This window comes from Rhizobium sp. S152, from assembly GCF_030380735.1.
GTDB lineage: Bacteria > Pseudomonadota > Alphaproteobacteria > Rhizobiales > Rhizobiaceae > Rhizobium.
Genome location: NZ_JAUDRZ010000026.1, coordinates 621,370 through 645,914 on the forward strand (window position 1 = coordinate 621,370; position 24,545 = coordinate 645,914).

Annotated in this window: 22 protein-coding genes and 1 pseudogene; 6 read left to right on the forward strand and 17 right to left on the reverse strand. The window is 62.2% G+C overall.

Annotation, left to right across the window (positions count from 1 at the left end):
• The first annotated feature begins 556 nt into the window (after positions 1–556).
• On the forward strand, positions 557–1,837 hold the full coding sequence (locus QTL95_RS22205; protein ID WP_442981331.1) for a sugar MFS transporter: 1,281 nt from the start codon (positions 557–559) through the stop codon (positions 1,835–1,837).
• A 209-nt stretch (positions 1,838–2,046) separates the two neighbouring features.
• Positions 2,047–2,673 (forward strand): bifunctional nicotinamidase/pyrazinamidase, encoded by a 627-nt coding sequence (gene pncA / locus QTL95_RS22210; protein ID WP_289722066.1) that lies wholly within the window; start codon positions 2,047–2,049, stop codon positions 2,671–2,673.
• Here the strand turns inward: pncA and QTL95_RS22215 are convergent, their stop codons facing one another.
• Complete coding sequence (locus QTL95_RS22215; RefSeq protein ID WP_289722067.1) at positions 2,674–2,922, reverse strand: DUF2164 domain-containing protein; 249 nt, start codon at positions 2,920–2,922, stop codon at positions 2,674–2,676.
• Positions 2,923–3,053: 131 nt separating this feature from the next.
• On the opposite strand from QTL95_RS22215, the gene QTL95_RS22220 reads away from it, so the two are divergent.
• Both QTL95_RS22220 and QTL95_RS22225 read left to right on the forward strand, forming a co-directional pair.
• The gene (locus QTL95_RS22220; protein ID WP_289722068.1) at positions 3,054–3,770 is read left to right on the forward strand and encodes an AzlC family ABC transporter permease; all 717 of its coding nucleotides are present in this window, start codon (positions 3,054–3,056) and stop codon (positions 3,768–3,770) included.
• Positions 3,771–3,772: 2 nt separating this feature from the next.
• Entirely contained in the window at positions 3,773–4,081 is a 309-nt protein-coding gene (locus QTL95_RS22225; protein ID WP_289722069.1) for an AzlD family protein, read from the forward strand.
• A gap of 31 nt (positions 4,082–4,112) precedes the next feature.
• Here QTL95_RS22225 and QTL95_RS22230 read toward each other — a convergent pair whose 3' ends face one another.
• The gene (locus QTL95_RS22230; protein ID WP_289722070.1) at positions 4,113–5,948 is read right to left on the reverse strand and encodes an aminopeptidase P family protein; all 1,836 of its coding nucleotides are present in this window, start codon (positions 5,946–5,948) and stop codon (positions 4,113–4,115) included.
• Between the two features lie 277 nt (positions 5,949–6,225).
• Here QTL95_RS22230 and QTL95_RS22235 point away from each other — a divergent pair, with 277 nt between their 5' ends.
• Entirely contained in the window at positions 6,226–6,399 is a 174-nt protein-coding gene (locus tag QTL95_RS22235; RefSeq protein ID WP_289722071.1) for a hypothetical protein, read from the forward strand.
• A gap of 167 nt (positions 6,400–6,566) precedes the next feature.
• Here QTL95_RS22235 and QTL95_RS22240 read toward each other — a convergent pair whose 3' ends face one another.
• From QTL95_RS22240 to QTL95_RS22250, 3 genes and pseudogenes are all read right to left on the reverse strand, one after another.
• The gene (locus QTL95_RS22240) at positions 6,567–7,445 is read right to left on the reverse strand and encodes a 50S ribosomal protein L11 methyltransferase (protein WP_289722072.1); all 879 of its coding nucleotides are present in this window, start codon (positions 7,443–7,445) and stop codon (positions 6,567–6,569) included.
• A gap of 16 nt (positions 7,446–7,461) precedes the next feature.
• Positions 7,462–8,585 (reverse strand): annotated as a pseudogene (locus QTL95_RS22245) (FAD-dependent oxidoreductase).
• Positions 8,586–8,589: 4 nt separating this feature from the next.
• Positions 8,590–9,192, reverse strand: a complete 603-nt coding sequence (locus tag QTL95_RS22250) for an SCO family protein (RefSeq protein WP_289722073.1) — start codon at positions 9,190–9,192, stop codon at positions 8,590–8,592.
• Positions 9,193–9,618: 426 nt separating this feature from the next.
• On the opposite strand from QTL95_RS22250, the gene QTL95_RS22255 reads away from it, so the two are divergent.
• On the forward strand, positions 9,619–10,089 hold the full coding sequence (locus QTL95_RS22255; RefSeq protein ID WP_289722074.1) for a chemotaxis protein CheW: 471 nt from the start codon (positions 9,619–9,621) through the stop codon (positions 10,087–10,089).
• Positions 10,090–10,166: 77 nt separating this feature from the next.
• Here the strand turns inward: QTL95_RS22255 and QTL95_RS22260 are convergent, their stop codons facing one another.
• From QTL95_RS22260 to QTL95_RS22315, 12 genes are all read right to left on the reverse strand, one after another.
• Entirely contained in the window at positions 10,167–11,036 is an 870-nt protein-coding gene (locus QTL95_RS22260) for an aldose 1-epimerase family protein (protein WP_289722075.1), read from the reverse strand.
• A gap of 110 nt (positions 11,037–11,146) precedes the next feature.
• Positions 11,147–11,641, reverse strand: a complete 495-nt coding sequence (locus QTL95_RS22265; protein ID WP_289722076.1) for a CreA family protein — start codon at positions 11,639–11,641, stop codon at positions 11,147–11,149.
• Between the two features lie 73 nt (positions 11,642–11,714).
• Positions 11,715–12,305, reverse strand: a complete 591-nt coding sequence (locus tag QTL95_RS22270; protein ID WP_289722077.1) for a 3'-5' exonuclease — start codon at positions 12,303–12,305, stop codon at positions 11,715–11,717.
• A 92-nt stretch (positions 12,306–12,397) separates the two neighbouring features.
• A complete protein-coding gene (locus QTL95_RS22275; RefSeq protein ID WP_289722078.1) occupies positions 12,398–12,778 on the reverse strand; it encodes a helix-turn-helix domain-containing protein in 381 nt (126 codons plus the stop codon).
• A 32-nt stretch (positions 12,779–12,810) separates the two neighbouring features.
• The gene (gene ligA / locus QTL95_RS22280) at positions 12,811–14,973 is read right to left on the reverse strand and encodes an NAD-dependent DNA ligase LigA (protein WP_289722079.1); all 2,163 of its coding nucleotides are present in this window, start codon (positions 14,971–14,973) and stop codon (positions 12,811–12,813) included.
• A gap of 189 nt (positions 14,974–15,162) precedes the next feature.
• The gene (gene recN / locus QTL95_RS22285; RefSeq protein ID WP_289722080.1) at positions 15,163–16,836 is read right to left on the reverse strand and encodes a DNA repair protein RecN; all 1,674 of its coding nucleotides are present in this window, start codon (positions 16,834–16,836) and stop codon (positions 15,163–15,165) included.
• Positions 16,837–16,841: 5 nt separating this feature from the next.
• Positions 16,842–17,711 carry an outer membrane protein assembly factor BamD gene (locus QTL95_RS22290; RefSeq protein WP_289722081.1) on the reverse strand — a complete coding sequence of 290 codons (870 nt, stop codon included), beginning with the start codon at positions 17,709–17,711 and terminating at the stop codon, positions 16,842–16,844.
• 274 nt (positions 17,712–17,985) lie between these two features.
• Positions 17,986–18,942: a UDP-3-O-acyl-N-acetylglucosamine deacetylase gene (gene lpxC, locus QTL95_RS22295; RefSeq protein ID WP_289722082.1), complete on the reverse strand. Its 957-nt coding sequence runs from the start codon at positions 18,940–18,942 to the stop codon at positions 17,986–17,988.
• 286 nt (positions 18,943–19,228) lie between these two features.
• Positions 19,229–20,956 (reverse strand): cell division protein FtsZ, encoded by a 1,728-nt coding sequence (gene ftsZ, locus QTL95_RS22300; RefSeq protein ID WP_289722083.1) that lies wholly within the window; start codon positions 20,954–20,956, stop codon positions 19,229–19,231.
• A 57-nt stretch (positions 20,957–21,013) separates the two neighbouring features.
• Positions 21,014–22,345 carry a cell division protein FtsA gene (ftsA, locus tag QTL95_RS22305; protein ID WP_289722084.1) on the reverse strand — a complete coding sequence of 444 codons (1,332 nt, stop codon included), beginning with the start codon at positions 22,343–22,345 and terminating at the stop codon, positions 21,014–21,016.
• Entirely contained in the window at positions 22,342–23,274 is a 933-nt protein-coding gene (locus tag QTL95_RS22310; RefSeq protein WP_289722085.1) for a cell division protein FtsQ/DivIB, read from the reverse strand. The genes ftsA and QTL95_RS22310 overlap by 4 nt, the downstream gene beginning before the upstream one ends.
• The gene (locus QTL95_RS22315; RefSeq protein WP_289722086.1) at positions 23,262–24,188 is read right to left on the reverse strand and encodes a D-alanine--D-alanine ligase; all 927 of its coding nucleotides are present in this window, start codon (positions 24,186–24,188) and stop codon (positions 23,262–23,264) included. The genes QTL95_RS22310 and QTL95_RS22315 overlap by 13 nt, the downstream gene beginning before the upstream one ends.
• Positions 24,189–24,545: the final 357 nt, after the last annotated feature.

The following is a 24,545-nucleotide window of genomic DNA, read 5'->3' on the forward strand; positions in this document are numbered from 1 at the left end:
CTAACTTACTCAATCGAGGTGGTTTCCAGCACCCCGTCCGAGTGAAGTGAAGCGCAGTGCATGGCGGAACCACGGGTGAGAGCCGCGTGGGGTTTTGGTGTGTTTGTGGGGATGCGGTGTGGGAAGTGAATGATCGAGAGGTTTTGCCGTGGAACACCCCCCTCTGCCCTGCCGGGCATCTCCCCCACAGGTGGCGGAGAAGACTCGTGGCGGCATCTCAGTCCTCGCTCGGCAGCGCCACAGGTTAAGCCCTCCCCCTTGTGGGGGTCCGCGAGGACGGGGCGAGACACGCGGCTCGCCCCAGGTGCGTTGGGAGGGGTCTTCATCCCACCCGCCCAACACCCCCAATCCCCTTCGCAATCGCAACATTTCACCTTGCAAAGCACAAAAAAACGCTTCGCATCCTATCGAAATTTTCTTTCGCGGCATATATGAACCCGTGTGGCTTGCAGCACGCTTTCTCCCGGAGCGCCCCGCCGAGCCACCGCCGGCCCGTCCGACAGACGGCTTTCAACGGAAAATATCCGGCGTCAACAAGAACAAGAGGTATAAAAAAGTGGCTGGTATCATCACCAACAATGCCGCGACGACCCGCCCGGCTTCATCCGCTCCCGCAGCGAATTATCGATTTGCCCTGGTGGCGCTGACATCGCTGTTCTTCATGTGGGGTTTCATCACCTGCCTGAACGACATCCTGATCCCGCACCTGAAGAACGTCTTCCAGCTGAACTACACGCAGTCCATGCTGATCCAGCTGTGCTTCTTCGGCGCCTATTTCATCGTCTCGCTGCCCGCCGGCGCGCTGGTCAAGCGCATCACCTATAAATGGGGCATCGTTGTCGGCCTGCTGGTCGCGGCAATTGGCTGCGCGCTGTTCATCCCGGCCGCCAGCTACCGTGTCTATGCGCTGTTCCTGGGCGCGCTCTTCGTGCTCGCCACCGGCGTTACCATCCTCCAGGTCGCCGCCAACCCCTACGTGACCGTCCTCGGCCCGCCGGATACGGCAGCGAGCCGCCTCACCATGACGCAGGCATTCAATGCCCTCGGCACGACGCTGGCACCGGCATTCGGCGCCTTCCTGATCCTGTCGGCGACGACTGCGGCGGTTGCCGGCGCCACGCCCGAGCAGCTCGATGCCGTCAGAATGGCGGAAGCCGGCGCGGTGAAGTTCCCCTATATGCTGCTCGCCATCGCCTTCCTGGTGCTCGCCGCCGTGTTCGCAGCGCTCAAGCTGCCGCAGGTCGAAGGCTCGGACGATATCGCTCCGATCACCGATGGCGGCTCGGCCTGGCAGTATCGCCACCTCGTCCTCGGCGCGATCGGCATCTTCGTCTATGTCGGCGCTGAAGTGAGCATCGGCAGCTTCCTCGTCAACTTCCTGAGCCAGCCCGATATCGCCGGCATCTCCGAAGCCGATGCGGCGCACTACGTCTCCTACTTCTGGGGCGGCGCCATGGTCGGCCGCTTCATCGGTGCGGTGGCGATGCGCTATGTCGATGACGGCAAGGCTCTCGCCTTCAATGCCGCCATTGCCATCATCCTGCTTCTCGTTACCGTCTTCTCGAGCGGCCATGTCGCAATGTGGTCGGTGCTGGCGATCGGCCTGTTCAATTCGATCATGTTCCCCACGATCTTCAGCCTCGGTCTCTACGGCCTCGGCAAACACACCAGCCAGGGCTCTGGCATCCTGTGCCTGGCGATCGTCGGCGGCGCGTTGCTTCCCCTCGTTCAGGGCGGCCTTGCCGATACCATCGGCATCCACCTCGCCTTCCTGATGCCGGTGCTGTGCTACGCCTACATCGCCTTCTACGGGCTGAAGGGCCACCGCCCGGCCTAAAGCAATTCCAGGAAAAGTGCGAAAGCGGTTTTCCGTCCGGAATTGCGTGAAAACAAAAGGATAGAGCTGTTCCGCGATTCGAAGAAAAGCGGAATTGCTCTAAGCTGTTGACAATACGCTTCGTCGTTATATGGCGAAGCGTATTCCAGATTGCATCGGCGCGTCTCTCTTGGCATCTTGCACCGCAATAATTCCAGGGAGACGTGCCGATGAAAGCCTTGCTGCTGGTCGATATTCAGAACGGTTTCTGCCCCGGCGGCAATCTCGCCGTGCCCGAGGGCGACGAGATCGTCACGCTCGCCAACCAGCTGATCGGCAGCGGCAAATACGACCTGATCGTCGCCTCGCAGGATTGGCACCCCGCCGACCATGGCAGCTTCGCCTCCTCCCATCCGGGCAAAAACCCCTTCGAAATCGGCACCCTCGGCGGCAAGCCGCAGATGCTGTGGCCAGACCACTGCGTACAGGGCACCCGCGACGCCGAACTGCACCCCGAGCTCAGAACGGCGGAGATCGACCTCATCCTGCAGAAGGGCGAGAACCGCAATATCGACAGCTACTCAGCCTTCCGTGACAACGCCCAGGATGCCCACACCGGTCTTGCCGAGTTTCTGAAGGAGCGCGAGATCACCGAACTGGATATCTGCGGCCTGGCGACGGACTACTGCGTACGCTTCACGGCGCTCGATGCCGTCGAGATGATGCCATCGGTCAAGGTCCGTTTCATCGAGGACGCCAGCCGCGGCATCACGCCTGATGGTGTCGAGGCCGCGATCGCCGAGATGCGGGTCGAAGGCATCGAGATCATCACCAGCACCGAGGCGCTGGCCGGCTGATCAATCGGTCGCGTCGCGCTGCATCTGGTAGACGTCGTCAGAAAAATCGTCGATCCGTTTCGACAGCGCCACCTGCGCATCCTCGAGCCCCTGCTTGTAATAGGCGGCACCGATCTCCTTGCTCAAGAACTCCATGACCATCTCAGCCTTCAGTATTCCGATCGGCTGGTCGAGCTCGCTGTCGAAATAATGGCGGATTCGCTCCAGCAATGCCGCCTTGTCGTCCTTCGCAAATTCGATCGTCTTCATCGTCCCCTCACCTCCGAGTGCGTTTAGGATGGACCGTTCAGTGAAATCGATCGGTCAATCAAGGAAATTCGTTTGCAGCACCGGGTTCATAACCTTAGAGGGAGTTCAAATTTCCAGAAGGATCGTCGCCGATGAGTCGCGCGGATTTTTTCGAGGGATTGCGCGGCGGTTCTGCCGTGGCGCTCGCCTCGGCCCCTTTCGGCGCGCTGTTCGGCGCGCTTGCCGCCGATAACGGCATGTCGCTCTTCCAGCTGACCTTCATGAGCGCCACGGTCTATGCCGGCGCCAGCCAGATGGTCGGTCTCGAACTGTTCGGCCACGACGTGCAGGCGTGGGTGATCATCGCCTCGATCCTCGCCGTCAACTTCCGCCATGTGCTCTATTCGGCGGCCATTGCCCCCTATATCAAGCACTTCACCGGCCTGCAGAAATTCTTCACCTTCTTCCTGCTGGTGGATCCGCAATTCGCCGAGACGGTGAAGCGTCAGGAGTCCGGCAGGCAGGTCACCTTCGCCTGGTATCTCGGCTTCGGCATCATCATCTACGTGCCCTGGGTCATCGTCAGCCTGATCGGCGGCCTGCTCGGCAGCTTCATCGGCGATCCCAAGGCGATCGGCCTCGATATCCTGCTGCCCGCCTATTTCCTCGGCATCGTCCTCGATTTCCGCCATCGCGACAACTTCCTGCCGGTGGCAGGCGTCAGCGCCGTTGCCTCGGTGATCGCCTATCACTACGTCGGCTCGCCCTGGCACGTCAGCCTCGGCGCCGCCGCGGGCATCGTCCTCGCCGCCCTCTTCCCGCCGCCGCCGCGCGAGCAGGAACTCGAATCCGATCTGCACGAGGTGTGATGATGGAAACCGATCTCCACATGCTCCTCCTCATTCTCGGCGCCGCGGTCGCGACCTACGGCACCCGCATCGGCGGCTATATCCTCATCACCACGATGAAGCGCATTCCGCCAAGAATGGAAGCGGCGCTTGCCGCCGTGCCGGCCGCGGTGCTGACCACGCTGGTCGCGCCATCCTTCTTCACCGGTGGTTGGGATTCGAAGTTGGCGCTTGTCGTGGCACTGGCCGTCGGCCTCCGCTTCTCGCACAGCTGGATGCTGGTCGCCGCCTGGGTCGTCGTCATGACATGGCGTCACACGCTGGGCATGTGACGCCACGGCAAGGCTTCATCGACAAGGCCTATCAATACTCCAGTGGCAGCGTCGCGTTCTCCAGCCATGCCTTGACGTCATGATCGTGGATGAGCGGCATCAGCGCCTCGCGGGTGCGCTCGTGATAATCGTTGAACCAGTGCAGCTCGTCATGCGTCAGAAGCTCGGCAATGACGAGGTCGCGATCGATCGGGCAGAAGGTCAGCGTCTCGAAACCGAGCATCGCCATGTCGCCCCCTTCGATCGCCTCCGGCTCCCTGATGTAGATCAGGTTCTCGATGCGGATGCCGAAGGCGCCCGGCCGATAATAGCCCGGTTCGTTGGAGAGGATCATGCCGGGCAGAAGCTCCTGCGTCGACATCCGCGAAATCCGCTGCGGCCCCTCGTGTACCGAGAGATAGGAGCCGACGCCGTGGCCCGTTCCATGGCCGAAATCGACGCCCGCCCGCCACAGCGCGATGCGCGCCAAGGGATCGAGATCGCAGCCGCGCGTGCCTTTCGGGAAGCGGGCGGTGCTGATCTGGATCATGCCCTTCAGCACCAGTGTGAAGAAACGCTTCTGCTCCTCGGAAACCTCGCCGACACCGACCGTGCGGGTGATATCCGTCGTGCCGTTGATGTACTGCGCACCGGAATCGATCAGGAACAGTTCGCCTGCTTCCAGCTTGCGGTTGCTCTCCGTGGTCACGCGATAATGCATGATCGCCGCATGTTCGCCGGCGCCGGAAATCGTGTCGAAGGAAATGTCCTTAAGCGGGTTCTGCATGCTCTGGCCGACGCGTGCCCTCACCGCCTCGAGCTTCTCCGCGACCTCGATCTCGGTGACGGTTCCGGCCTTGGTCTGCGCCAGCCAGCAGAGGAATTCCACCATCGCCGCGCCATCCTGCAGATGCGCCGCCGCCGAACCGTTGATCTCGACGGTGTTCTTCACCGCCCGCGGCAGTTTGGCCGGATCGTTGCCCTCGACGACCTCGCCGCCCGCCTTGCGGATGATTTCGGCCAGCCCGTAGGAGGTCAGGTCGGGATCGACAAGCACCCGGCCGCCATCACGGGAAACGGCGGCAAGGCTACCTTCCAGCGTCGACGGCGGCAGCTGCGTGCACATCTGCGCCAGATAGGCCTCGACCTCGATGCCGGTCTTGCGCTTGTCGAGAAACAGCTCGGCCTTGCCGTCGGCATGAACGATGGCGCGCGCCAGAGGATGCGGCGTATGCGGCACGTCGGCGCCTCGGATGTTGAAGATCCAGGCAACCGAGGACGGATCGGCGATCAGCACCGCCTTCAGGTTCTTCTTCACGAGATCGGCTGCGATCGTCGCCAGCTTGTCGGTTGCGAGCACGCCGGCCTGCACGATATTCTGCAGCACCACCTGCCCCAGCGGCTCCTGCGGCCGGTCGGCCCACAGCCGGTCGAGTGGATTGTGCGGCAGAAGCACCAGCGAACCGCCGATCCCGGCCAAAGCCTTCTCCAGACGCCTGACCTCGGCGCCCGAATGCAGCCAGGGATCGATGCCGAGCCGCATCCCCTTGACGCCGTTGTTGCTGATCCACAGATGCGGCGGCTCGCCGACGAGATCGCCTCCGGTAAAGACCGTTCCATCAACCTGCTCGGCAAGCTGCGTCACGTAGCGTCCGTCGACGAAGACGATCGCCTGCGAGCGCAGCACCATCGCCACGCCGGCCGATCCGGTGAAGCCCGTCAGCCAGGAAAGCCGCTCCGCGCAGGCCGGCACGTATTCGCCGTTGAACTCGTCGGCGCGCGGCACAAGAAAACCGTCGATCCCGAGCGCATCGAAATTCGCGCGCAACGCCGAAACCCGATCGCGGCCGAATTGTGGCGTGGAGGTGACTTCAAAGGACTGGAACATACTGGAAAACCTGCTGTTTGGACGAATCCCGCAAGACGGGAGAGCGGCTATGTTATCGAAATCCAAGGCAAATGGGAGAAAAACCGGTTCCTCCCGACGGACCATTGAACCGTCCATTATTTCGGCAGAAATGAGGCGCCGTTTTCCAAACTGGCACGCTTTATGCTTTGCGTGCATAGCTCCCATGAAGGAAAGCCCCTGCCTGAAATTTTTCGAATGGTTATATAGGCCTCATCGCAATGGTTCGAGATGAACCGGAAACACAAGGAATTTAGAAATGACTGCCTCTCTGTCGCGCTCCGCTTACAGCAGCCCGGTACAGGCTGGCGAGCGCCAGACTGTCCGTCACATCATCGGCTCGCGCCGCCCGCAGAACGAGGGTGCCCTCGCGATGCTGGGCTCCAGCCACAAGGCCACGCGCTACAACGGCGCAAACAGCTACGCATTCTGAGCAACTCGTCGATCCGTTTCTCCTCCTCCCTCCCGGATTGGCGATCAGAATAAGTAGAAGTCCGCTCGAGCTCTCCTCCTCATCAAGCTCGCGGACAAAGACCGGGAAACCGGATCAAAGGCGGTGCCACTGGCGCCGCCTTTTCTTTTGTGAACGCTCTCCCGCCCTTACGGACGGTCGAGATGGATCGTCACCCAGCCGTTGCGCCAGATGGTGCGGACATGGCGCAGATGCGCGCCGTTATAGGCGGAAAGCACCTTCCACCGCTGCTCGGCCAGGATGCCCGACAGGACGACCGACCCACCCGGCGCCAGGTGATTGACGAGCTGCGGCGCCATCTTGATCAACGGCCGCGCCAGGATGTTGGCGATGATCAGATCGAAGGGACCGTGCGACGAGAAGGCCGTGGAGTGAAAACCCGGCGCCGTCTCGGTGGAGATACCACTGGCAATGCCGTTGCGCCGGACGTTCTCGGCGGCCACCCGCGTCGCGATCGGATCGATGTCGGTGGCGAGAACCGGGACGTTCTTCAGCTTGCGCACGGCAATCGCCAGCACGCCGCTGCCAGTGCCGAGATCGAGCGCATTGCGCACCCGCCGCGACCGCACCACATGGTCGATCACTTCAAGGCAGCCCGCCGTGGTGCCGTGATGCCCGGTGCCGAAAGCCTGTCCGGCATCGATCTCGATGGCGATGTCGCCCGAACGCACCTTGTCGCGATCATGGGACCCATGCACCAGGAACCGCCCTGCCCGCACCGGCTTCAGCCCTTCGAGCGACTTCGCCACCCAGTCGACCTCGGGGATGACCTCGCGCTCGACCGTCATCTGCGGAAACGCCTGGGACAGCGCCTCCTGGACGCGAACGCGAACACCCGCTTCGTCCTCGCGCATCATGTAAACCGAGGCTTCCCAGATATCCTTCTTCTCGTCGATCTCGGTGGTGGCGATCGCGAAATCTTCTTCGCCGAACACTTCCGACAGAAGATCGAGGACTTCCCCGGCCAGCACTTCGGTGGTCGTCACATAAAGGCGTATTTCACTCAAGGTCGGTCTTTCCAGTTCAAACGGCGCCATCGATCCATGGCGGTGGTGGCGTATCACAACCGGAAACGCCGCGCAGCAATTTCTGTGAGAATTGAGGCAGTCTGAAAAGCATCGGCATCGCGAAATTACGAACCGCGATCGCCAGCGGGTTGCTCATCGTGAACAGCGACGTCAGCTGCCGCGTCTGCCTCAGCACCATATGCACCGCCGGCATCCGCAGCCGCGAATAGTCGCTTTCCCGCCCCTCGGAAATCAGCCATGCCAGCCAGCAGGCATCCTCGATGCCCAGATTCATGCCCCGAGCGCCGGCCGGCGAATGGATATGCCGGCATCGCCCACGAGAAACACGTTGCCTTTCGACAGCGTCTCGGCGTGGCGGAAGTGGATGCGGAAATCGGACGCCCAGACCCGCTCGGCGACAGGCGCCGGATGGACGATCCGGCTTTCGAAGTCGGGTAGCGTCGAGATGAAGCGAAGCATATCGCGATCGACAGGCAGCCGGCCGATCATGCCGGGATTGACGAGCTGCATCTCGACGAAATGCGTATCGACAGGCGCCGCGTAGCGAAAGTCCGCCAGATAGAAACGGCTCTCCAAGGCATCTCCGGGAAAGCCGAGACCGACGGCCTTGCGCACGGCCGAGTGCGCACCATCCGCCGCGATAACGATGTCGAAGGCAGCACTCTCAACCGAACCGTCGGCCTTACGCAAGGTGACACGTGGCTCAGCTGGATTGTCGACGGCGACCACCGTGGTCTGCCACTCCGGCACCACTTCGTAATCGGAAAGCTTGCCGAGCAGCAAGCGCTCGGTATGCCCTTGCGAGAGGGCGTGCAGGGCGCCGTAGGGGCCGGGAACGCGTGTCGTATCCAGCGTGGCGAGCACCTTGCCGCCGGAGACGACGCGGAACTGCACCAGCCGCTGGGCTTCCTGAAGGATCGCGTCCGTCACGCTGGACGGAGCCAGCAATGTCAGCGTTCGGGCGTTGATGCCGAGCGCCCGACTTTCCGCCACCGGAACCGTGCCGGCGTCGCTGTCGACCACGCGAGGGCGAAAGCCGCGCCGCGCGAGCTCCAGGGCAACGGTCAGGCCGGCGGCACCCGCACCGGCCACCAGAATGCTGCGATGCCCGGCCGCCATGGTGTCATCCCTTGCTGACGAGGTTCTCCAGCTTTTTTACCGCCGTATCGGGATTTTCGCCATAGGCGATCGTACCGGCGAACCGCCCCTGCGAATCGAGCAGAAAAACAGAAGCCGTGTGGTCCATCGTGTAGTCGCCATTGGGATTGTTCTCGTCGACGGGCACCTTCTTGGCGTAGACACGATAACCCTTGATCACCTCGGCCACCTTGTCGGGCGCGCCGGAAATGCCGGTGATGCGCTTGGAGACGTTCGAGACGTACTGGTTCATCACCTCGGGTGTATCGCGCTCCGGATCGACGCTGACGAAATAGGCCTGCAGCTTGTCGCCCTTGGGATCGACCTGCTTCAGCCAGCCATCGAGTTCGAAGAGCGTCGTCGGGCAAACCTCGGGGCAATGGGTGAAGCCGAAGAAGAGAGCCGACGGCTTGCCGCGGAACGCCTGCTCGGTGATCGGATGGCCGTTCTGCGCCGTAAGCGTGAACGGCACCCCGAACGGCCCGTCCGACATGGCTTCCTTGGTCTTTGTGACATTGAGCGTCGCCCAGCCGAGAACACCCGCCATAACCAGCACTACAATCCAGACCGCTATCCGCACAGACTTCATCGATTCCATTCCTCGCAGCGCCGCCGCGCCTCTCGCCCGCCTGATACAGCCGGCGCCCCCACCACGCAATTCAACAAAGCGTTTTCGCCCGACGACGGCAAGCTTTGCGAATGCAAGCATGCGACGAAGCCGGAACACCTTGGTTTCAAAGAATATGTGTTACCTCGGGCCAATATGTTAAAGTAATCGTAATCTTAACAGGCGAACAATTGTCGCAACTGAACGGGATGACGCATGGCGCCTCATCCACCGCTCATTCCGGCGAGGGCATGAATGCCCGTCCAACGCCGCGGGAAGCACCCGCAGTCTCTCACCAAAACCATCCCGCCTGCCCGGCCTCATCACCGGTGACGCGGTCAATCCACCGGCGGCGTTGCCGCGCACACCATGGCCGACGCGGCCCGAGACAACTGGGAAGAACTGATCATGAGCAGCACCATCGTCAACCAGACCGGCTCCCATCTGGAGATCGTCTCCTTCCATCTTGGCGAGCAGGAATTCTGCATCGACATCATGGCGATCCGCGAAATCCGCGGCTGGGCGCCGGTGACCCCGATGCCGCATACCCCGCCCTACGTGCTCGGCCTCATCAACCTGCGCGGCGCCGTCATTCCCGTCATCGACATGGCCTGCCGCCTGGGGATGAAGATGACCGAGCCGTCCGAGCGCTCGGCGATCATCGTCACCGACATCGCCGGCAAGCTGGTCGGTCTTCTGGTCGAGCAGGTCTCGGACATGATGACCATCAAGAGCGAAGACCTGCAGCCGGCGCCGGAGATCATTCCGGAAGAACAGCGCGCCTTCTGCCGCGGCATCGTCGCGCTGGAAAAGACCATGGTCTGCTTCCTCAACCTCGACACCGTCATCGCCGACGAACTGGCCCGCGAAGCCGCCTGATTTCGAAGCGCCTCGATAACGAAAACAGCCCGCGGCGGGATGCGTCGCGGGCTGTTCTGTTCTCGCGTTCAGCGCTGTTAGCCGTCAACCTCGACCGTGAAGGCGAAACGGGCGACATCACCCGGCTCCAGCATCGTGGTGTAGGGCCGCTTCGAAAGCTCCGTCGAACCGCCGTTCTCGGCCGCCGTCCCGTGCCAGGGCTCGACGCAGATGAACGGCGCCCCGGGCTTCTGCCAGAGCGCCAGGTTGGGAAGGTTCTCGAAGGTGAAATGCAGGGTCGGAGCGCCCTCGGCGCTGTAGCGCAGCCCCTCGCCCGCGCCTTCCGGAAAGATCATCGCATCCTCCTCGAACATTCCGTGTTCGAGAACCAGCCGGCCGCCCTTGAACGGCGACGGACGCTCCGCAAAGGAAATCAACCCGCCCTCAAGGCGAACGAGACCGGGCTCGCCGCTGTTGTCGAGCGCAATCACGTGATCCTTGCCCTCGGCGCCCGGCAACGGCCAGACGAAGGCGGAATGGAAGCCGAGCCCGAACGGCATCAGCCGTGTGTCGCGATTGCTGACCTCGGCCGCGACCGTCAGCTTGCGTCCCTCGACGGAATGCTCGACCGCCAGCAGGAACTCGAACGGATAAACGGCCTTCGTCGCGGTCGACGCCGACAGCTCGTAGCGGCACATGGTCGGGCTCGCTTCGGCGAGCGAAAATTCCGCCCGGCGCGCGAAGCCGTGTTGGTTCATCGCGTAGCTCTGGCCCTCGATGACGACGGCATCGTCGGGCGCCTTGCCGACGATCGGAAACAGGATCGGCGAACGCCCGCTCCAATAGGCGGCATCGCCGCTCCACAGCAGCGACCGGCCGTCGCGCGTCGAAAGCGTCTGCATTTCGGCGCCGAGCGGCGAAACGTCGACGGTCAGATAGTCGCTTGCGATCCGGGTTGCGCTTGGCATCGGCTGTCCTTCTCCATTTGATCCGGTCGGACCATAGCCGCGCCGTCAGGCAATTGCCATCCGCCGGATGCGCGGGATCGTTCCTTCACCAAGAGTTGCTTGACGCAAGGTTACTGCGGCTTGCCGTTCTTCCAGGTGACCGGCTGTCCGTACAGCGAGACGGTCGAAAGCGCCATCTTCGCCGATCCGTCGACCACCTCGCGCGAATGCGCCAGATAGATCAGCGTATCGTTCTGCTTGTCGTAGATGCGGGTCACCACCAGCTTCTTCCAGATCAGCGACAGGCCGGACTTGAACACTTCCTCGCCGCCCTTGGACACATCGATATCGCCGATCTCGATCGGCCCGGTCTGGTGGCAGGAGATGGCGCTGTTCGACGGATCCTCGAACCAGTTGCCGTTCTTCACGCGGTCGATGACGCTGCGGTCGAAATAGGTGACGTGGCACGTGACGCCCTTCACTTCCGGATCGGCCACAGCATCGACGATGATATCATTGCCGATCCAGTCGACCCCGACCTTGCCGACGACATCGGCGGACGCCGTACCGGCGCAAAGGCCGGCGAGCAGGATACCGGAAAGAACGAGACTGCGTTTCATGGACATGGCGGCTCCCTTGATGGTCACCGTCTAAGGTAGGCACGCCCCCTGTCTTTGCAAGAAAGAGACGGCAGTACCCTCACGCTTTCCGGCAGGTGCAGGGCTCGTAGCCGCGCGACGTCAGCCGCCCGGGCTTCATGCCGATGAACCCGGGGATCGCATGCACCGCCGCAGCGCCCACATGCCGGGCCATGGCAATCGCCGCCTGCGCACAAACGGCGGCATCCTCGGCGGCATTGTGGTGCGCGAAGCGAAGTCCGAGATGCTCGGCCAGGATATTCAGCCGGTGCGACAGGAAATGCGGCCAGATCCGCTGCGACATCTTCAGGCTGCAGAGATAGGTGAGCTCGGGATAGGCCTGCCGGTAGCCATCCAGGCATGCGCGCCAGACGCTGAAATCGAAGGAAGCGTTATGCGCGATCATCGTCGCGCCCCTGAAATCATCGACGAACTCGTCCATCACTTCAGGAAATTCCGGCGCATCCTCGACATGTTCAGGCCGGATGCCGTGAATGGCGATGTTCATGCCGGAGAATCGCATCTCCCGAGGCCGTATCAAACGCTCCTCCACCCTGGTCACCACGCCCTCCTCGATCCACGCAAGCCCGACCGAACAGGCGCTGCCGCGCTGCTCGTTGGCGGTTTCGAAATCGATGGCGATGGTTTTCAAGGGGGTGGATCCGATTCTTTGGTATCTCCCAGACATACCGGCAGCCGGCCGACGAGGCAAATGACAGCGGCTATTCGCCCACAACGTCCCGGTCAGGCGACCGCGAGAGCATACGGCCGAGCGAGATTTTCAGACGGCACGCCCCAAGACTGATTGAGCTTGAAGATCATCTCGACAGTCAGCGCACGCTTGCGATTGAGAATCTCCGACGCCCGGGAACGAGAGCCGAGAACATCCGCAAGATCAGCCTGATCCCGCCCCGTCATCTCCATGAACGCCTGGAGAAAGTCGATCGGCGCAAGATCCAGCACTGGAAAATTCCGGTTCTCATAGGCCCCGATGAGGTCGGCCAGAATGTCGAAGCGATCCGCCTCCGGCGTTCCTGTGGCGGGCGGATTGTCGAAATAAGGTTCGATCTCGGCCGTCGCCCAGGCGAGGTCCGCCTCGTTTCTGATGGGTCTGATAGCGTTCATCGTATCGTCTCCGGATCAGATCGATTCTAACCTCACCCCCCAATCAACGCCAGCCACTCATCCTCGTCCATCGTCTGGACGCCGAGTTCCTTCGCCTTGTCGAGCTTCGATCCGGCGCCGGGGCCTGCCACCAGGATGTCGGTCTTCTTCGACACCGAGCCCGCGACCTTGGCGCCGAGGCTTTCAGCGCGCGCCTTGGCCTCGTCGCGGGTGAATTTTTCCAGGCTGCCGGTGAACACAACGGTCTTGCCGGCGACCGGGCTGTCGGAAGCGGCGATCTGTTCCGCTGCCTCGGGTGTCACCTCCTGCAGCAAGCGGCCGACGACGTCGAGATTGCGCGGCTCCTTGTAGAACTCGACAATGGCGCGGGCGACGATCTCGCCGATGCCCTCGACATTGTTCAGGTCCTGCCAGGTGTCACCGCTAAGTGACGAAGCCTCTTTCATCGCGGTCTCGAAAGACTCGTAAGTGCCGTAATGGCGCGCCAGCAGCTTGGCGGTGGTCTCGCCGACATGGCGGATGCCGAGCGCATAGATGAAGCGGTTGAGCGCGATCGAGCGGCGCTCGTCGATGGCGTCGAACAGTTTCTTGACGCTCACCTTGCCAAAGCCGTCGATATTCTCGAGCTTGGTGAGCGTCGAGGCCGCCTGCCGCTTCTTCAGCGTGAAGATATCCGGCGCCGTGCGGATCTTCAGCGCGTCGTCCTCGCTCTCGAAGAAGAAATCGACCTGCTTGGTGCCGAAACCCTCGATATCGAAGGCGTTGCGCGAGACGAAATGCTTCAGATGCTCGGTCGCCTGGGCGCGACAGACGAAGCCGCCGGTGCAGCGGGTGACGCTGTCGAGCTTGCCGGTCTTCTCGTTGCGCTCCCGCACCGCATGCGACCCGCAAACTGGACACGTCCTTGGAAACACATAGGCCTCAGCCCCTGCGGGCCGCTTCTCCATCACCACGTCAAGCACCTGCGGGATGACATCCCCTGCCCGCTGCACGATGACGGTGTCGCCGATGCGGATATCGTGCTCGTCCTCGCGGATGCGCTCGCCAGAATTGCCGATGCCCTTGATGTAGTCCTCGTTGTGCAGTGTCGCATTGGTGACGACGACGCCGCCGACGGTGACGGGCGTGAGCCGCGCCACCGGTGTCAGCGCGCCGGTGCGGCCGACCTGGATGTCGATGTTCTCGACCGTCGTGAACGCCTGCTCGGCCGGGAACTTGTGCGCGGTCGCCCAGCGCGGGCTGCGCGAGCGGAAGCCGAGGCGCTGCTGCAGGTCGAGACGGTCGACCTTGTAGACGACGCCGTCGATATCGTAGTCGAGATCAGGGCGCTTCAGCCCGATCTCGCGGTAGTGGCCGAGAATGGCCTCGATATCGGACAGCCGCTTCATCAGCGGATTGATCGGGAAGCCCCATTTACCGAAGGTCTCGACCATGCCCATCTGCGTGTCCGACGGCATCTCTGAAATCTCGCCCCAGGCATAGGCGAAGAAGCGCAGCTTGCGGCTCTCCGTCACCTTGGCGTCGAGCTGGCGCAGCGATCCCGCCGCCGTGTTGCGCGGGTTGACATAGGTCTGCTTGCCCTCGGCCTCCATCTGCGCGTTGAGCGCAAGGAAGTCGCTCTTGGCCATGTAGACCTCGCCGCGCACTTCGACGATATCGGGCGCGTCCGAAGGCAGCGTGTTCGGAATCTCCTTGATCGTCTTCACGTTCGCCGTGACGTTCTCGCCCGTCGTGCCGTCGCCGCGCGTGGCGGCGCTCACCAGCTTGCGGTTCTCGTAGCGGATCGACATCGACAGGCCGTCGATCTTCGGCTCGGCGGTGAAAGCGATGGAGCCGTCGGGCAGCTGCCCGAGGAAGCGGTAGACCGAGCCGATGAAGTCCTGCACGTCCTCGTCGGAGAACGTATTGTCGAGCGACAGCATCGGCCGCGAATGGGTGATCGGCGCGAACGTCGGAAGCGGTGCGGCGCCGACTCGGCGCGACGGGCTGTCGTCGCGGATGAGTTCGGGAAAGCGCTGCTCGATCGCATCATTGCGCCGCTTCAGCGCATCGTACTCGGCATCCGAAATCGCCGGCTGGTCCTTGCCGTGGTAAAGCTCGTCATTGCTGGCGATCTCCGCTGCCAGGAAGGCAAGCTCGGCCGCGGCCTGTTCTTCGCTCAGGGTTTCGACGGGCGTTTGGTTGGCGACGGACATGGCAGGGACTCCCTTTGAGGAGTCGTTTTCTAGAGCAATTCTTGTCGGGGAAAAAGCGCCGCTTTCCGGTTGTCAGCAACTGGTTACGGATCGGTCCAATGATCGCCTGGACGGATCGGCACTGTTGACGCGAGCAAAGCTGCAAGGTTGCGCGACGATCGCCCATCCTTGTGGACAAGGCAGACGCGCCTACTCGCCAGCCGCCAGCAGCCGCGCGGCTGCCGCCCTCGCCTCTTCCGTCACCGAAGCGCCGGCCAGCATGCGGGCGATTTCCTCGGTACGATCCTTCGGCTCCATCGTCGCAACGCGGGTCGCGATCTTCTCCGAGCCTTCGCCAGCCGGCCCCTTGGAGATCAGAAGATGCGTCGCGGCACGTGCAGCCACCTGCGGTGCATGCGTCACCGAGAGCACCTGCACCTTGGCGGACAGCCGCTTCAACCGCTGGCCGATCGCATCGGCCACCGCGCCACCGACGCCCGTGTCGATTTCGTCGAAGACCAGCGTCGGCGCCGAGCCGCGGTCGGCGAGCGCCACCTTGAGCGCCAGCAGGAAGCGCGAGAGTTCACCGCCCGACGCCACCTTCATGATCGAGCCGGGGCGCGTGCCCGGATTGGTCTGCACATGAAATTCGACGACGTCGATGCCTTCGGCGGCCGCCGCTTCCGGATCTGTGGTGATCTCGACCATGAAGCGCGCCCGCTCCAGCTTCAGCGCCGGCAGCTCGGCCATGACGGCGGCTGCAAGCGCCTCGCCCGCATGGTGGCGCTTCTCCGACAGCGAGCGGGCGGCGGCGTCATAGGCGGCCTTGGTCACGCCGACCTCGGCTTCCAGCCTCGCAAGCTTCTCCTCGCCGGCATCGAGATCGGCAAGATCGTTGATCATTCTGACGGCAAGCGCCGGCAGCTCGGTGACAGGCACCGAATATTTGCGCGAGGCGCCGCGCAGCGCAAACAGCCGCTCCTCGACGCGCTCGAGTTCCTTCGGATCATATTCCGTCTTGCGCAGCGCGGCCTCGACTTCCATCTGGGCGTTGGACAGCTGGTCCAGTGCGGCGTCGAGCAGCGTCACGGTGTCTTCGAGAAGACCCGGCGCCTCGTGGCTCTTGCGCTCGAGGCGGCGCACGAGAGAGGCGATATGCGGCACGGGAGAGGCATTGCCGTTCAGGAATTCGGAAGCCTCGGCGATGTCGCCGGCTATCCGCTCCGCCTTCATCATCTTCTGACGGCGTTCGGCGAGCTCGTCCTCCTCGCCATCCTGCGGCGAGAGCTTTTCCAGCTCCTCGACCGAGGAACGGATGTAATCGGCCTCGCGCGCCGCGTTCTCGACTTTCGCGCGATGCGTCTTCAGCGTTCGCTCCGTCTCGCGCCAGTCGCGGTAGAGCTGCGAGACACCAGCGACCTCGTCACCTATGCCTGCGAAGGCGTCGAGCAGAATGCGGTGGGCATGGGTATCGACCAGCGCCCGGTCGTCGTGCTGTCCATGGATTTCCACCAGCATCTGGCCGGCCTGGCGCATCAGCTGCACGCTGAGCGGCTGATCATTGACATAGGCCTTGGTGCGTCCGTCGGCATTCTGCACGCGGCGGAAGATCAGATCGCCTTCGTCATCAATGCCGTTGTCGCGCAGAAGCGTGCGGATACGATGGTCGGGACCAACGTCGAAGACTGCGGTGACCTGCCCCTTGTCCTCGCCGTGGCGCACAAGGCCGCCGTCGCCGCGCCCGCCAAGGGCGAGCGACAGACTGTCGAGAAGGATGGATTTGCCCGCGCCGGTCTCACCGGTCAGAACCGACAGCCCTGCCTCGAAGGCAAGATCCAGCCGCTCGATCAGGACGATATCGCGGATCGAAAGCTGGATCAGCATGAGCCTCAGGAACCGAGCAGGAGTTTCTTGCCGGCAGCCGAGATCCACGAGCCCGTGTTTTCACGCGGCTCTGTACCGCCGCTCTTCAGCAGCTTGAAGGAATCGGCATACCACTGGCTATCAGGATAGTTGTGGCCGAGAACCGCGGCGGCCGTCTGCGCCTCCTCGACGAGGCCCATCGCGAAATAGGCTTCGGTGAGACGCGCCAGCGCTTCCTCGATCTGGTTCGTGTTCGGATACTTCTCGACGACAGTGCGGAAACGCGAGATGGCGGCAAGGTATTCCTTGCGCTCCATATAGTAGCGGCCAATCTGCATTTCCTTGCCGGCCAGCTGGTCACGCGCGTAGCGGATCTTCGCCTGCGCGTCGTCGACATATTCGGAATCGGGATAATTATCGATGACGGCCTGCATCGCCTCGACGGTCTTCTGCGCGGCACGCTGGTCCTGCGTCACGTCGACGATCTGCTTGGAATAGCTGAGGCCGACAAGGTACTGCACGTAAGGTGCATCCTTCGACTTCGGATATTGCGCCATGTAGCGGTTTCCGGAAGCCAGCGCATCGTCAAGACGGTTTTGGCGGTACTTGACGAAGGTGCTCATGACGAGCGCCTTGCGGGCCCATTCGGAGAACGGGTTCTCTCGGTCGATGGCATCGAACTTGCGGGAGGCTTCCGCCATGTTGCCTGCCTTCATGTTGGCAAGACCCTGGGCGTAGAGAACATCCGGCGGATCATTGTCCAGGCCGAGCTTGGTAATATCGATATCTGGGTCCGACTGGCATCCGGAAATCATGGCACCTGCGCTCAGTACCAGCAACGATGCGAACAAAGCGCGCGTTGTCTTCATCATACTTTCAGACCCTGCATAACCCATCGGAAATCCCAATTGCCGCCGTCCCCTCAACGCCAGCCACGCCTTGCTGGCGTTTCTAGCCACAAATCGGCGACCAGAGCAACGCAATGATGACGCATTAACGCATTTTTGTGGCGATGCGGCCGATATTCACCGGCTTTTCTCCCGCAAAGAACTCAAATGTTGCCGCTAAGCACCTGCACGTAAACACGGATTGGGAATCACCGGCAGCGATACCCTCATAAAGAAACCGCCCCCCGAAGGAGGCGGCCTGGCCTAAGTGATGCGATGGAGGTCATGCCGACCAGGGAGCAAATTCCGGTGCGTTGACCCGGATGAAATCGCGGGGAGCAACACGTTGGCGCGGCGCGGACGTCTCGACGACTTCATAGGCCGTGGGATCGCTGAGCAACGCCTTAAGGGCATTGGCATTCATCTTGTGGCCGCCGCGATAAGACCGGTAGCAGCCGATAAACGGAGCGCCCGCAAGCGCAAGGTCGCCAACGGCATCGAGCGTCTTGTGACGGACAAACTCGTCCTTGGCGTAACGCAGGCCCTCGACATTGATGACCGTGTTGTCGTCGGAGATGACGACGGAATTCTCGAGCGAGGAACCAAGCGCGTGGCCTGAAGCCCACAGACGCTCGACATCACGCATGAAGCCGAAGGTACGCGCACGCGAAAGTTCCGCCTTGAAGGTCGCGGCCGTCAGGTCCCCTTCCCACTTCTGACGTCCGATCAGCGGGCACTCGAAATCGATCTCGACTTCGAAGCGCGTGCCGTCATACGGACGAAACTCGCTCCACGAACCGCCATGCTCGATACGAACCGGCTTGGTGATACGGATGTAGCGGCGCTTTACACCCAGCGATACGAGACCGACCTGCTCGATCGCCTCGATGAAAGGCATCGAGCTGCCATCCATGATCGGCATCTCGGCGCCGTCAACTTCGATGAGGACATTGTCCAGGCCAAGCGCGTAAACGGCCGCCATCACATGCTCGATCGTCGCGACGGAGCGCGCCGGCGAGAAACCGAGGACGGTGCACAGATCGGTGTTGCCGACCTGCGAGGAAACCGCACGATACTCGGAGACTTCGCCATTCTCGTGCATGCGATTGAATACGACACCAGTGTCGGCTTCAGCGGGGTTGAAGGTGATCGAAACGTCAGCACCGGAATGAACGCCGATCCCCGAAAGCGAGACCGGGCGCGATACCGTCGTCTGAAAACCCAACATGCCAATAACCATAAATTCTGCCTTTATTATCCTGGAGTCGACGGAGGCGAAAAATGCCGAAAGTCATCTGCCAGGTTCATTACGCTCCGGCCACGTCTTGCCACAAGGGCCGTCGGGACGGTTCTTTGAACCCATACATACGTGCGCCCGCTGTCCAATCCAAATCACTGTTTCTTTCGCTTTGTTACGAAACCATGCGTTTGAAATGACTGATGAATTCAGCTCAAATTTTATCTGTTGAAACACGAATGCCCGGGAGTTTCCTCCCGGGCCTGTTCGTGGCGATTCTCTGCCGGTCTTAGTTCGACTGGCGGCGCAGGAATGCGGGAATTTCGAGCTGGTCGTCTTCCTGCATCATGCGGGCCTGCGGCACGCTGCGGCCCTGGTCGTCGAGGTTTCCGCGGCGCGGAGCATAGAGGCTCGCTTCCGGAGAAAGCGGGCGGCGCTGCTGCGATGCGGCGGCCGGAGCCGACGTCATCTCGGGAACGACTTCCTCTTCGCGGCGGGCCAGCGAGTTGGTGATCCGCTTCAGAAGACCCATCGGGCCGCGCTCTTCGTGAGCCTGCGAGACCGGTGCCGGCTGCGAGCGGTGATCGATTTCCGCCTGAACGACCGGCGGGAAATCCTCGACCTTCGGCATGCGGGCGGACATCGGCTGCTGCATCACCGGTGCCGGCTGCTGCATCACGGGCTGCTGCATGACAGGCTGCGGAGCAGGCTGGCTCATGACGGGTGCATGAACCGGGGCCTGCTGGACCGGAGCCGGACGGATGACCGGAGCGGCTTCGGGAGCAGCGAAGATCTTGCTCTGCGGACGGAAAGCTTCCTGCTGGACAGGCTGCTGCTGAACCGGAGCAGGCGCGCGCGGAGCGACGATATCCAGTTCGCGTTCCATTTCGGCCTCGGCCATACGGATGGTCTGGGCGATCGGATCGGCCTTCGGTGCCTGCTGCATGACGGGTGCAGGCTGGACTGCGGCCGGAGCCGGAGCAACGGCCGCGGAAGGACGGATAATCGGCTTCTGGACCGGCTGGAAGTTCTTGCCGGCAGCTTCGTTCATCGCGCGGTCGATGCCGGTGGCGACGACCGAGACGCGGATGATGCCTTCAAGCGATTCGTCGAAGGTCGCGCCGAGGATGATGTTCGCATCCGGATCGACTTCTTCGCGAATACGGGTGGCGGCTTCGTCGACTTCGAACAGGGTAAGGTCGCGACCGCCGGTGATGGAGATCAGCAGGCCCTGCGCGCCCTTCATCGAGGTTTCGTCGAGCAGCGGGTTGGCGATAGCGGCTTCCGCAGCCTGCATTGCGCGGCCCTGGCCGGAAGCCTCGCCGGTACCCATCATCGCGCGGCCCATTTCGCGCATGACCGAACGGACGTCGGCGAAGTCGAGGTTGATGAGACCTTCCTTCACCATCAGGTCGGTGATGCAGGCAACGCCCGAGTAGAGAACCTGGTCGGCCATCGCGAAGGCATCAGCGAAGGTCGTCTTGTCGTTTGCGATACGGAAGAGATTCTGGTTCGGGATGACGATCAGGGTATCGACCGACTTCTGCAGTTCCTGAATGCCCGATTCGGCCAGACGCATACGGCGGCCGCCTTCGAAGTGGAACGGCTTGGTCACGACGCCGACCGTCAGGATGCCCTTGTTGCGGGCGGCCTGTGCGACCACGGGAGCAGCACCGGTGCCGGTACCGCCGCCCATGCCGGCGGTGACGAAGCACATGTGGGTGCCGTTCAGGTGATCAACGATCTCGTCGATGCATTCTTCGGCAGCTGCACGGCCGACTTCCGGCTGCGAACCCGCACCGAGACCTTCGGTGACGCTGGCGCCGAGCTGGATGATCCGCTCTGCCTTGGTCATCGTCAGTGCCTGGGCATCCGTGTTGGCGACGACGAAGTCGACGCCCTGGAGGCCTGCGGAGATCATGTTGTTGACAGCGTTGCCACCGCCACCGCCAACACCGAATACGGTGATGCGCGGCTTCAGCTCAGTGATATCTGGCTTATGCAGCTTGATCGTCATGGTACCTGTTCCTTCTCTTTATGGCCGCATCGCCACGCCGGCCAATTCACTTAATTTCTAGAAGCTTTCCTTCAGCCACTGGCCCATCCGGGCGAAGCGGCTGCTATTTCCGCCAAGCGACATGAGCAGGCCGCTCTGTGACGCATGTGTTTCCTGGTCCGCGACTTGCGGGTAGATCATCAGGCCGACAGCCGTTGAAAAGGCCGGGCCCTTGGCCGCCGTCGGCAGACCCGAGACGCCCATCGGGCGGCCAATGCGAACGTTGCGGGCAAGGATCTTGCGGGCAACATCGGCAAGGCCGGTCAGCTGGCTTGCGCCGCCTGTCAGCACGACGCGCTTGCCGACGATCGGGCTGAAGCCCGAGCGCTGAATGCGGTCGCGAATGAGTTCCATCGTCTCCTCGATGCGGGCGCTGACGATGCGCGAGACCAGCGCACGCGGCACCTGCGTCGGCAGATCGCGGTCGTCCTCGCCGATCGGCGGGATCGAGATCATTTCACGCTCGTCGGACGAGTTCGCCATGGCCGAAGCGTGAACCACCTTGAGGCGCTCGGCGTCCTCGATGCGGGTGGACAGACCACGCGCGAGGTCGGTCGTCACATGGTGACCACCGAGGCTGACGGCATCGGTGTGAACCAGCTTGCCTTCGGCGAAGACGGAGATTGTCGTGGCGCCACCGCCCATGTCGATGGCGGCACAGCCGAGTTCGACTTCGTCGTCGACCAGAGCAGCAAGGCCGGATGCGTACGGCGTCGCGACGATGCCTTCTACGGAGAGATGCGCGCGGTTGACGCTGAGCTCGAGATTCTTCAGCGCGGTACGCTCGGCGGTCACGACATGCATGTCGACGCCGAGAACGTCACCGTACATGGACAACGGATCGCGAATGCCGCGCTCGCCGTCGAGCGAGAAGCCGGTGGCCAGAGAATGCAGTACGAAGCGATCCTGGCGCAGCGACTGCTGGCAGGCAGCCGACAGGACCTTCTTCAGATCGTTGAGTTCGACTTCCTGACCGCCGAGATCGATGGTCGCGGTGTAGATATCGCTCGCCAGGCGGCCGGCAGTCAGATTGACGATCAGGCTTTCGACCGTGAGGCCCGCCATGCGCTCGGCGGCGTCAACCGCCAGACGAATGACGCTTTCCAGCGCATCGAGGTCGGCGATGACCCCGGTCTTGATGCCGCGCGACCGCTGATGGCCGATACCGATAATCTCGATATTGTGCGTGCGACCGGGAAGCACTTGGCTTTCCTCGCGCGGCGTCAACCGGCCGATCATGCAGACGACCTTGGTCGATCCGATATCGAGAACGGAAACGACGTGGGACCGCTTCGATGAAAGCGGCTTCAGGCGCGGCAGGCCGAAATGGGACGAACCGAACAAGCTCATATATTTTGCCCCGCCTTCTTCAGGTCCTTGGTACGCTGATCGAGCACCAACTGCCGGCGCTCCATGGCCTCGGGCGTCAGCTGGATTGCCGTACGATCGGAGAGACGCAGATCGACCGCCGCGATATCGCGATCCAGCAAATCCTGCTCCTTCATGAATTTCGAAAGCCGCGCCAGCGCCAGATCGACATCGTCTTCCGGCAGCTTTACGACCACGCCATTGTCCATGTGCAGATCCCAGCGCCGACCGGAGACCCAGACATAGGCCTTCACGCCCGCCTTGATATCGGCCCAGTTGGCGAATTCGGATTCTAGCGCGGTGGCAGCCGTTTCGGCGCCTCGACCAACGACCAGCGGCAGATGAGAAAACTTGTTGTCGCGCAGCGGCGCGATGATCGCCCCGCCCTTCTCGACCAGCGAAAGCTCCTGCCCGTGCTGCCAGATCGCGTAGGCCTCGCGCTCCTTGAGCTTTACCTCGATGGTCTTCGGATAGATTTTGCGGACCTCGACATTCTCGACCCAGGGCAGCTTGGCAATCTTCTGACGGGCGGCATCGACATCGAGCGCGACCAGCGAGGTCGTGCCGTCGAGGCCGATCAACTGCAGGATTTCGATTTCGGACGTCTCGGCATTGCCGGAAACCTTCACGTCATCGATGGCAAAGCCGGCAGCCGTTGTCGTCGCCTGAGCGACGGCTTCCGTGTGACCACCGAGCGACATGCCGTAGAGACCGGTCGCAGCGAAGAAAGCCAGCGCCGAAACGGTGCCGACGTGAGCCGGAATATGGATGCGACCACTGCCGAGACTCACCAGGAAGCGCACGACGCGACGCAGGGGCCGCGGCAGAACCATGCGACCGTCGGCCTCGGCATACGAAGGCTCGGAACGATGGCTGGGGCGCCCTATCTTTTTGACCGTTACCGAGAACAAGAAGCGTCCTCCACCATCCACCGAAGGAATTCACCAAACGAATAACCGGCATGTCCGGCCATTTCGGGCACCAGCGAGGTTGGAGTCATGCCAGGCTGGGTATTGATTTCCAGCCAGATGATTTCACCATCTTCGGAGAAGCGATCGTCATAGCGAAAGTCGGAGCGACTAACGCCACGGCAACCAATTGCTTGATGCGCCCTTAACGCCAATGATTGTATTTTTTGGTAAATATTCGGTGAAATTTTTGCCGGAATGACGTGTTTTGAGCCACCCGCGACATACTTGGAATCGTAGTCGTAGAAGCTGTGGCCCTGCGGTACGATCTCGGTCACGCCAAGTACCTGGTCGCCCATGACGCCACAGGTCAACTCGCGGCCATGCACGTAGCGCTCGACCAGAACCTCCTCGCCGTAGCGCCATTCGGGCGAACCGATGATCTGCGGCGGCCTGGACTGATCTTCCTGAACGATGACGACGCCGAAGCTCGAGCCCTCGCGGACCGGCTTCACCACATAGGGCGGCTTCATCGGATGCTCGGACGGGAAGGCGAATCGATTGATGACCTCGGACTGCGCCACTGGAATGCCGGCGGCGGCAGCCACGCCCTTGGCCTTGCTCTTGTCCATGGCGAGCGCCGAAGCGAGCACGCCGGAATGGGTGTAGGGAATTTCGAGATATTCGAGGACGCCCTGGATCAGGCCATCCTCGCCGAACGGCCCATGCAGCGCGTTGAACACCACATCGGGGCGCAGCGCCGAAAGCCGCGCGGAGACATCGCGATCGACGTCGATGGTCGTGACCTGGAAACCTTCAGCCTCGAGAGCAGCAGCGCAAGCCGTCCCCGACGAAAGGCTTACGGGCCTCTCCGAGGAAAAACCGCCCATCAGGACAGCGACATGCTTGCGACTCATGGATACCCCCAAAATAACTTCTACTGTGCGTTCCGGCGCTTGCCCGAAGCTTGCATCCGACCCGAATCTGATCTGCTTCGGACAGGTTCATTAGAGCGTCATTATGGTTAACGAAGCGTTTACTTTCGTTAACTTCCGACACGCGGCTGACCAGCAGCGGCACGGCCTTCCGGGCTCCGTGAGCCGCGAAAGCACCGCAGAACCAAGCGTTACAGGGCCTATGTCAAAGCGAAACAAAAAGTTTAGCCAATACGGGTAAACGCCCCCTCGTTCCGCCGCGGATTTGCCGAAACGCAAATGACGCGAGAGGTCGCGAACGCCTCGCACGCCCCATGAGCTACCAACGATACGTTTCGG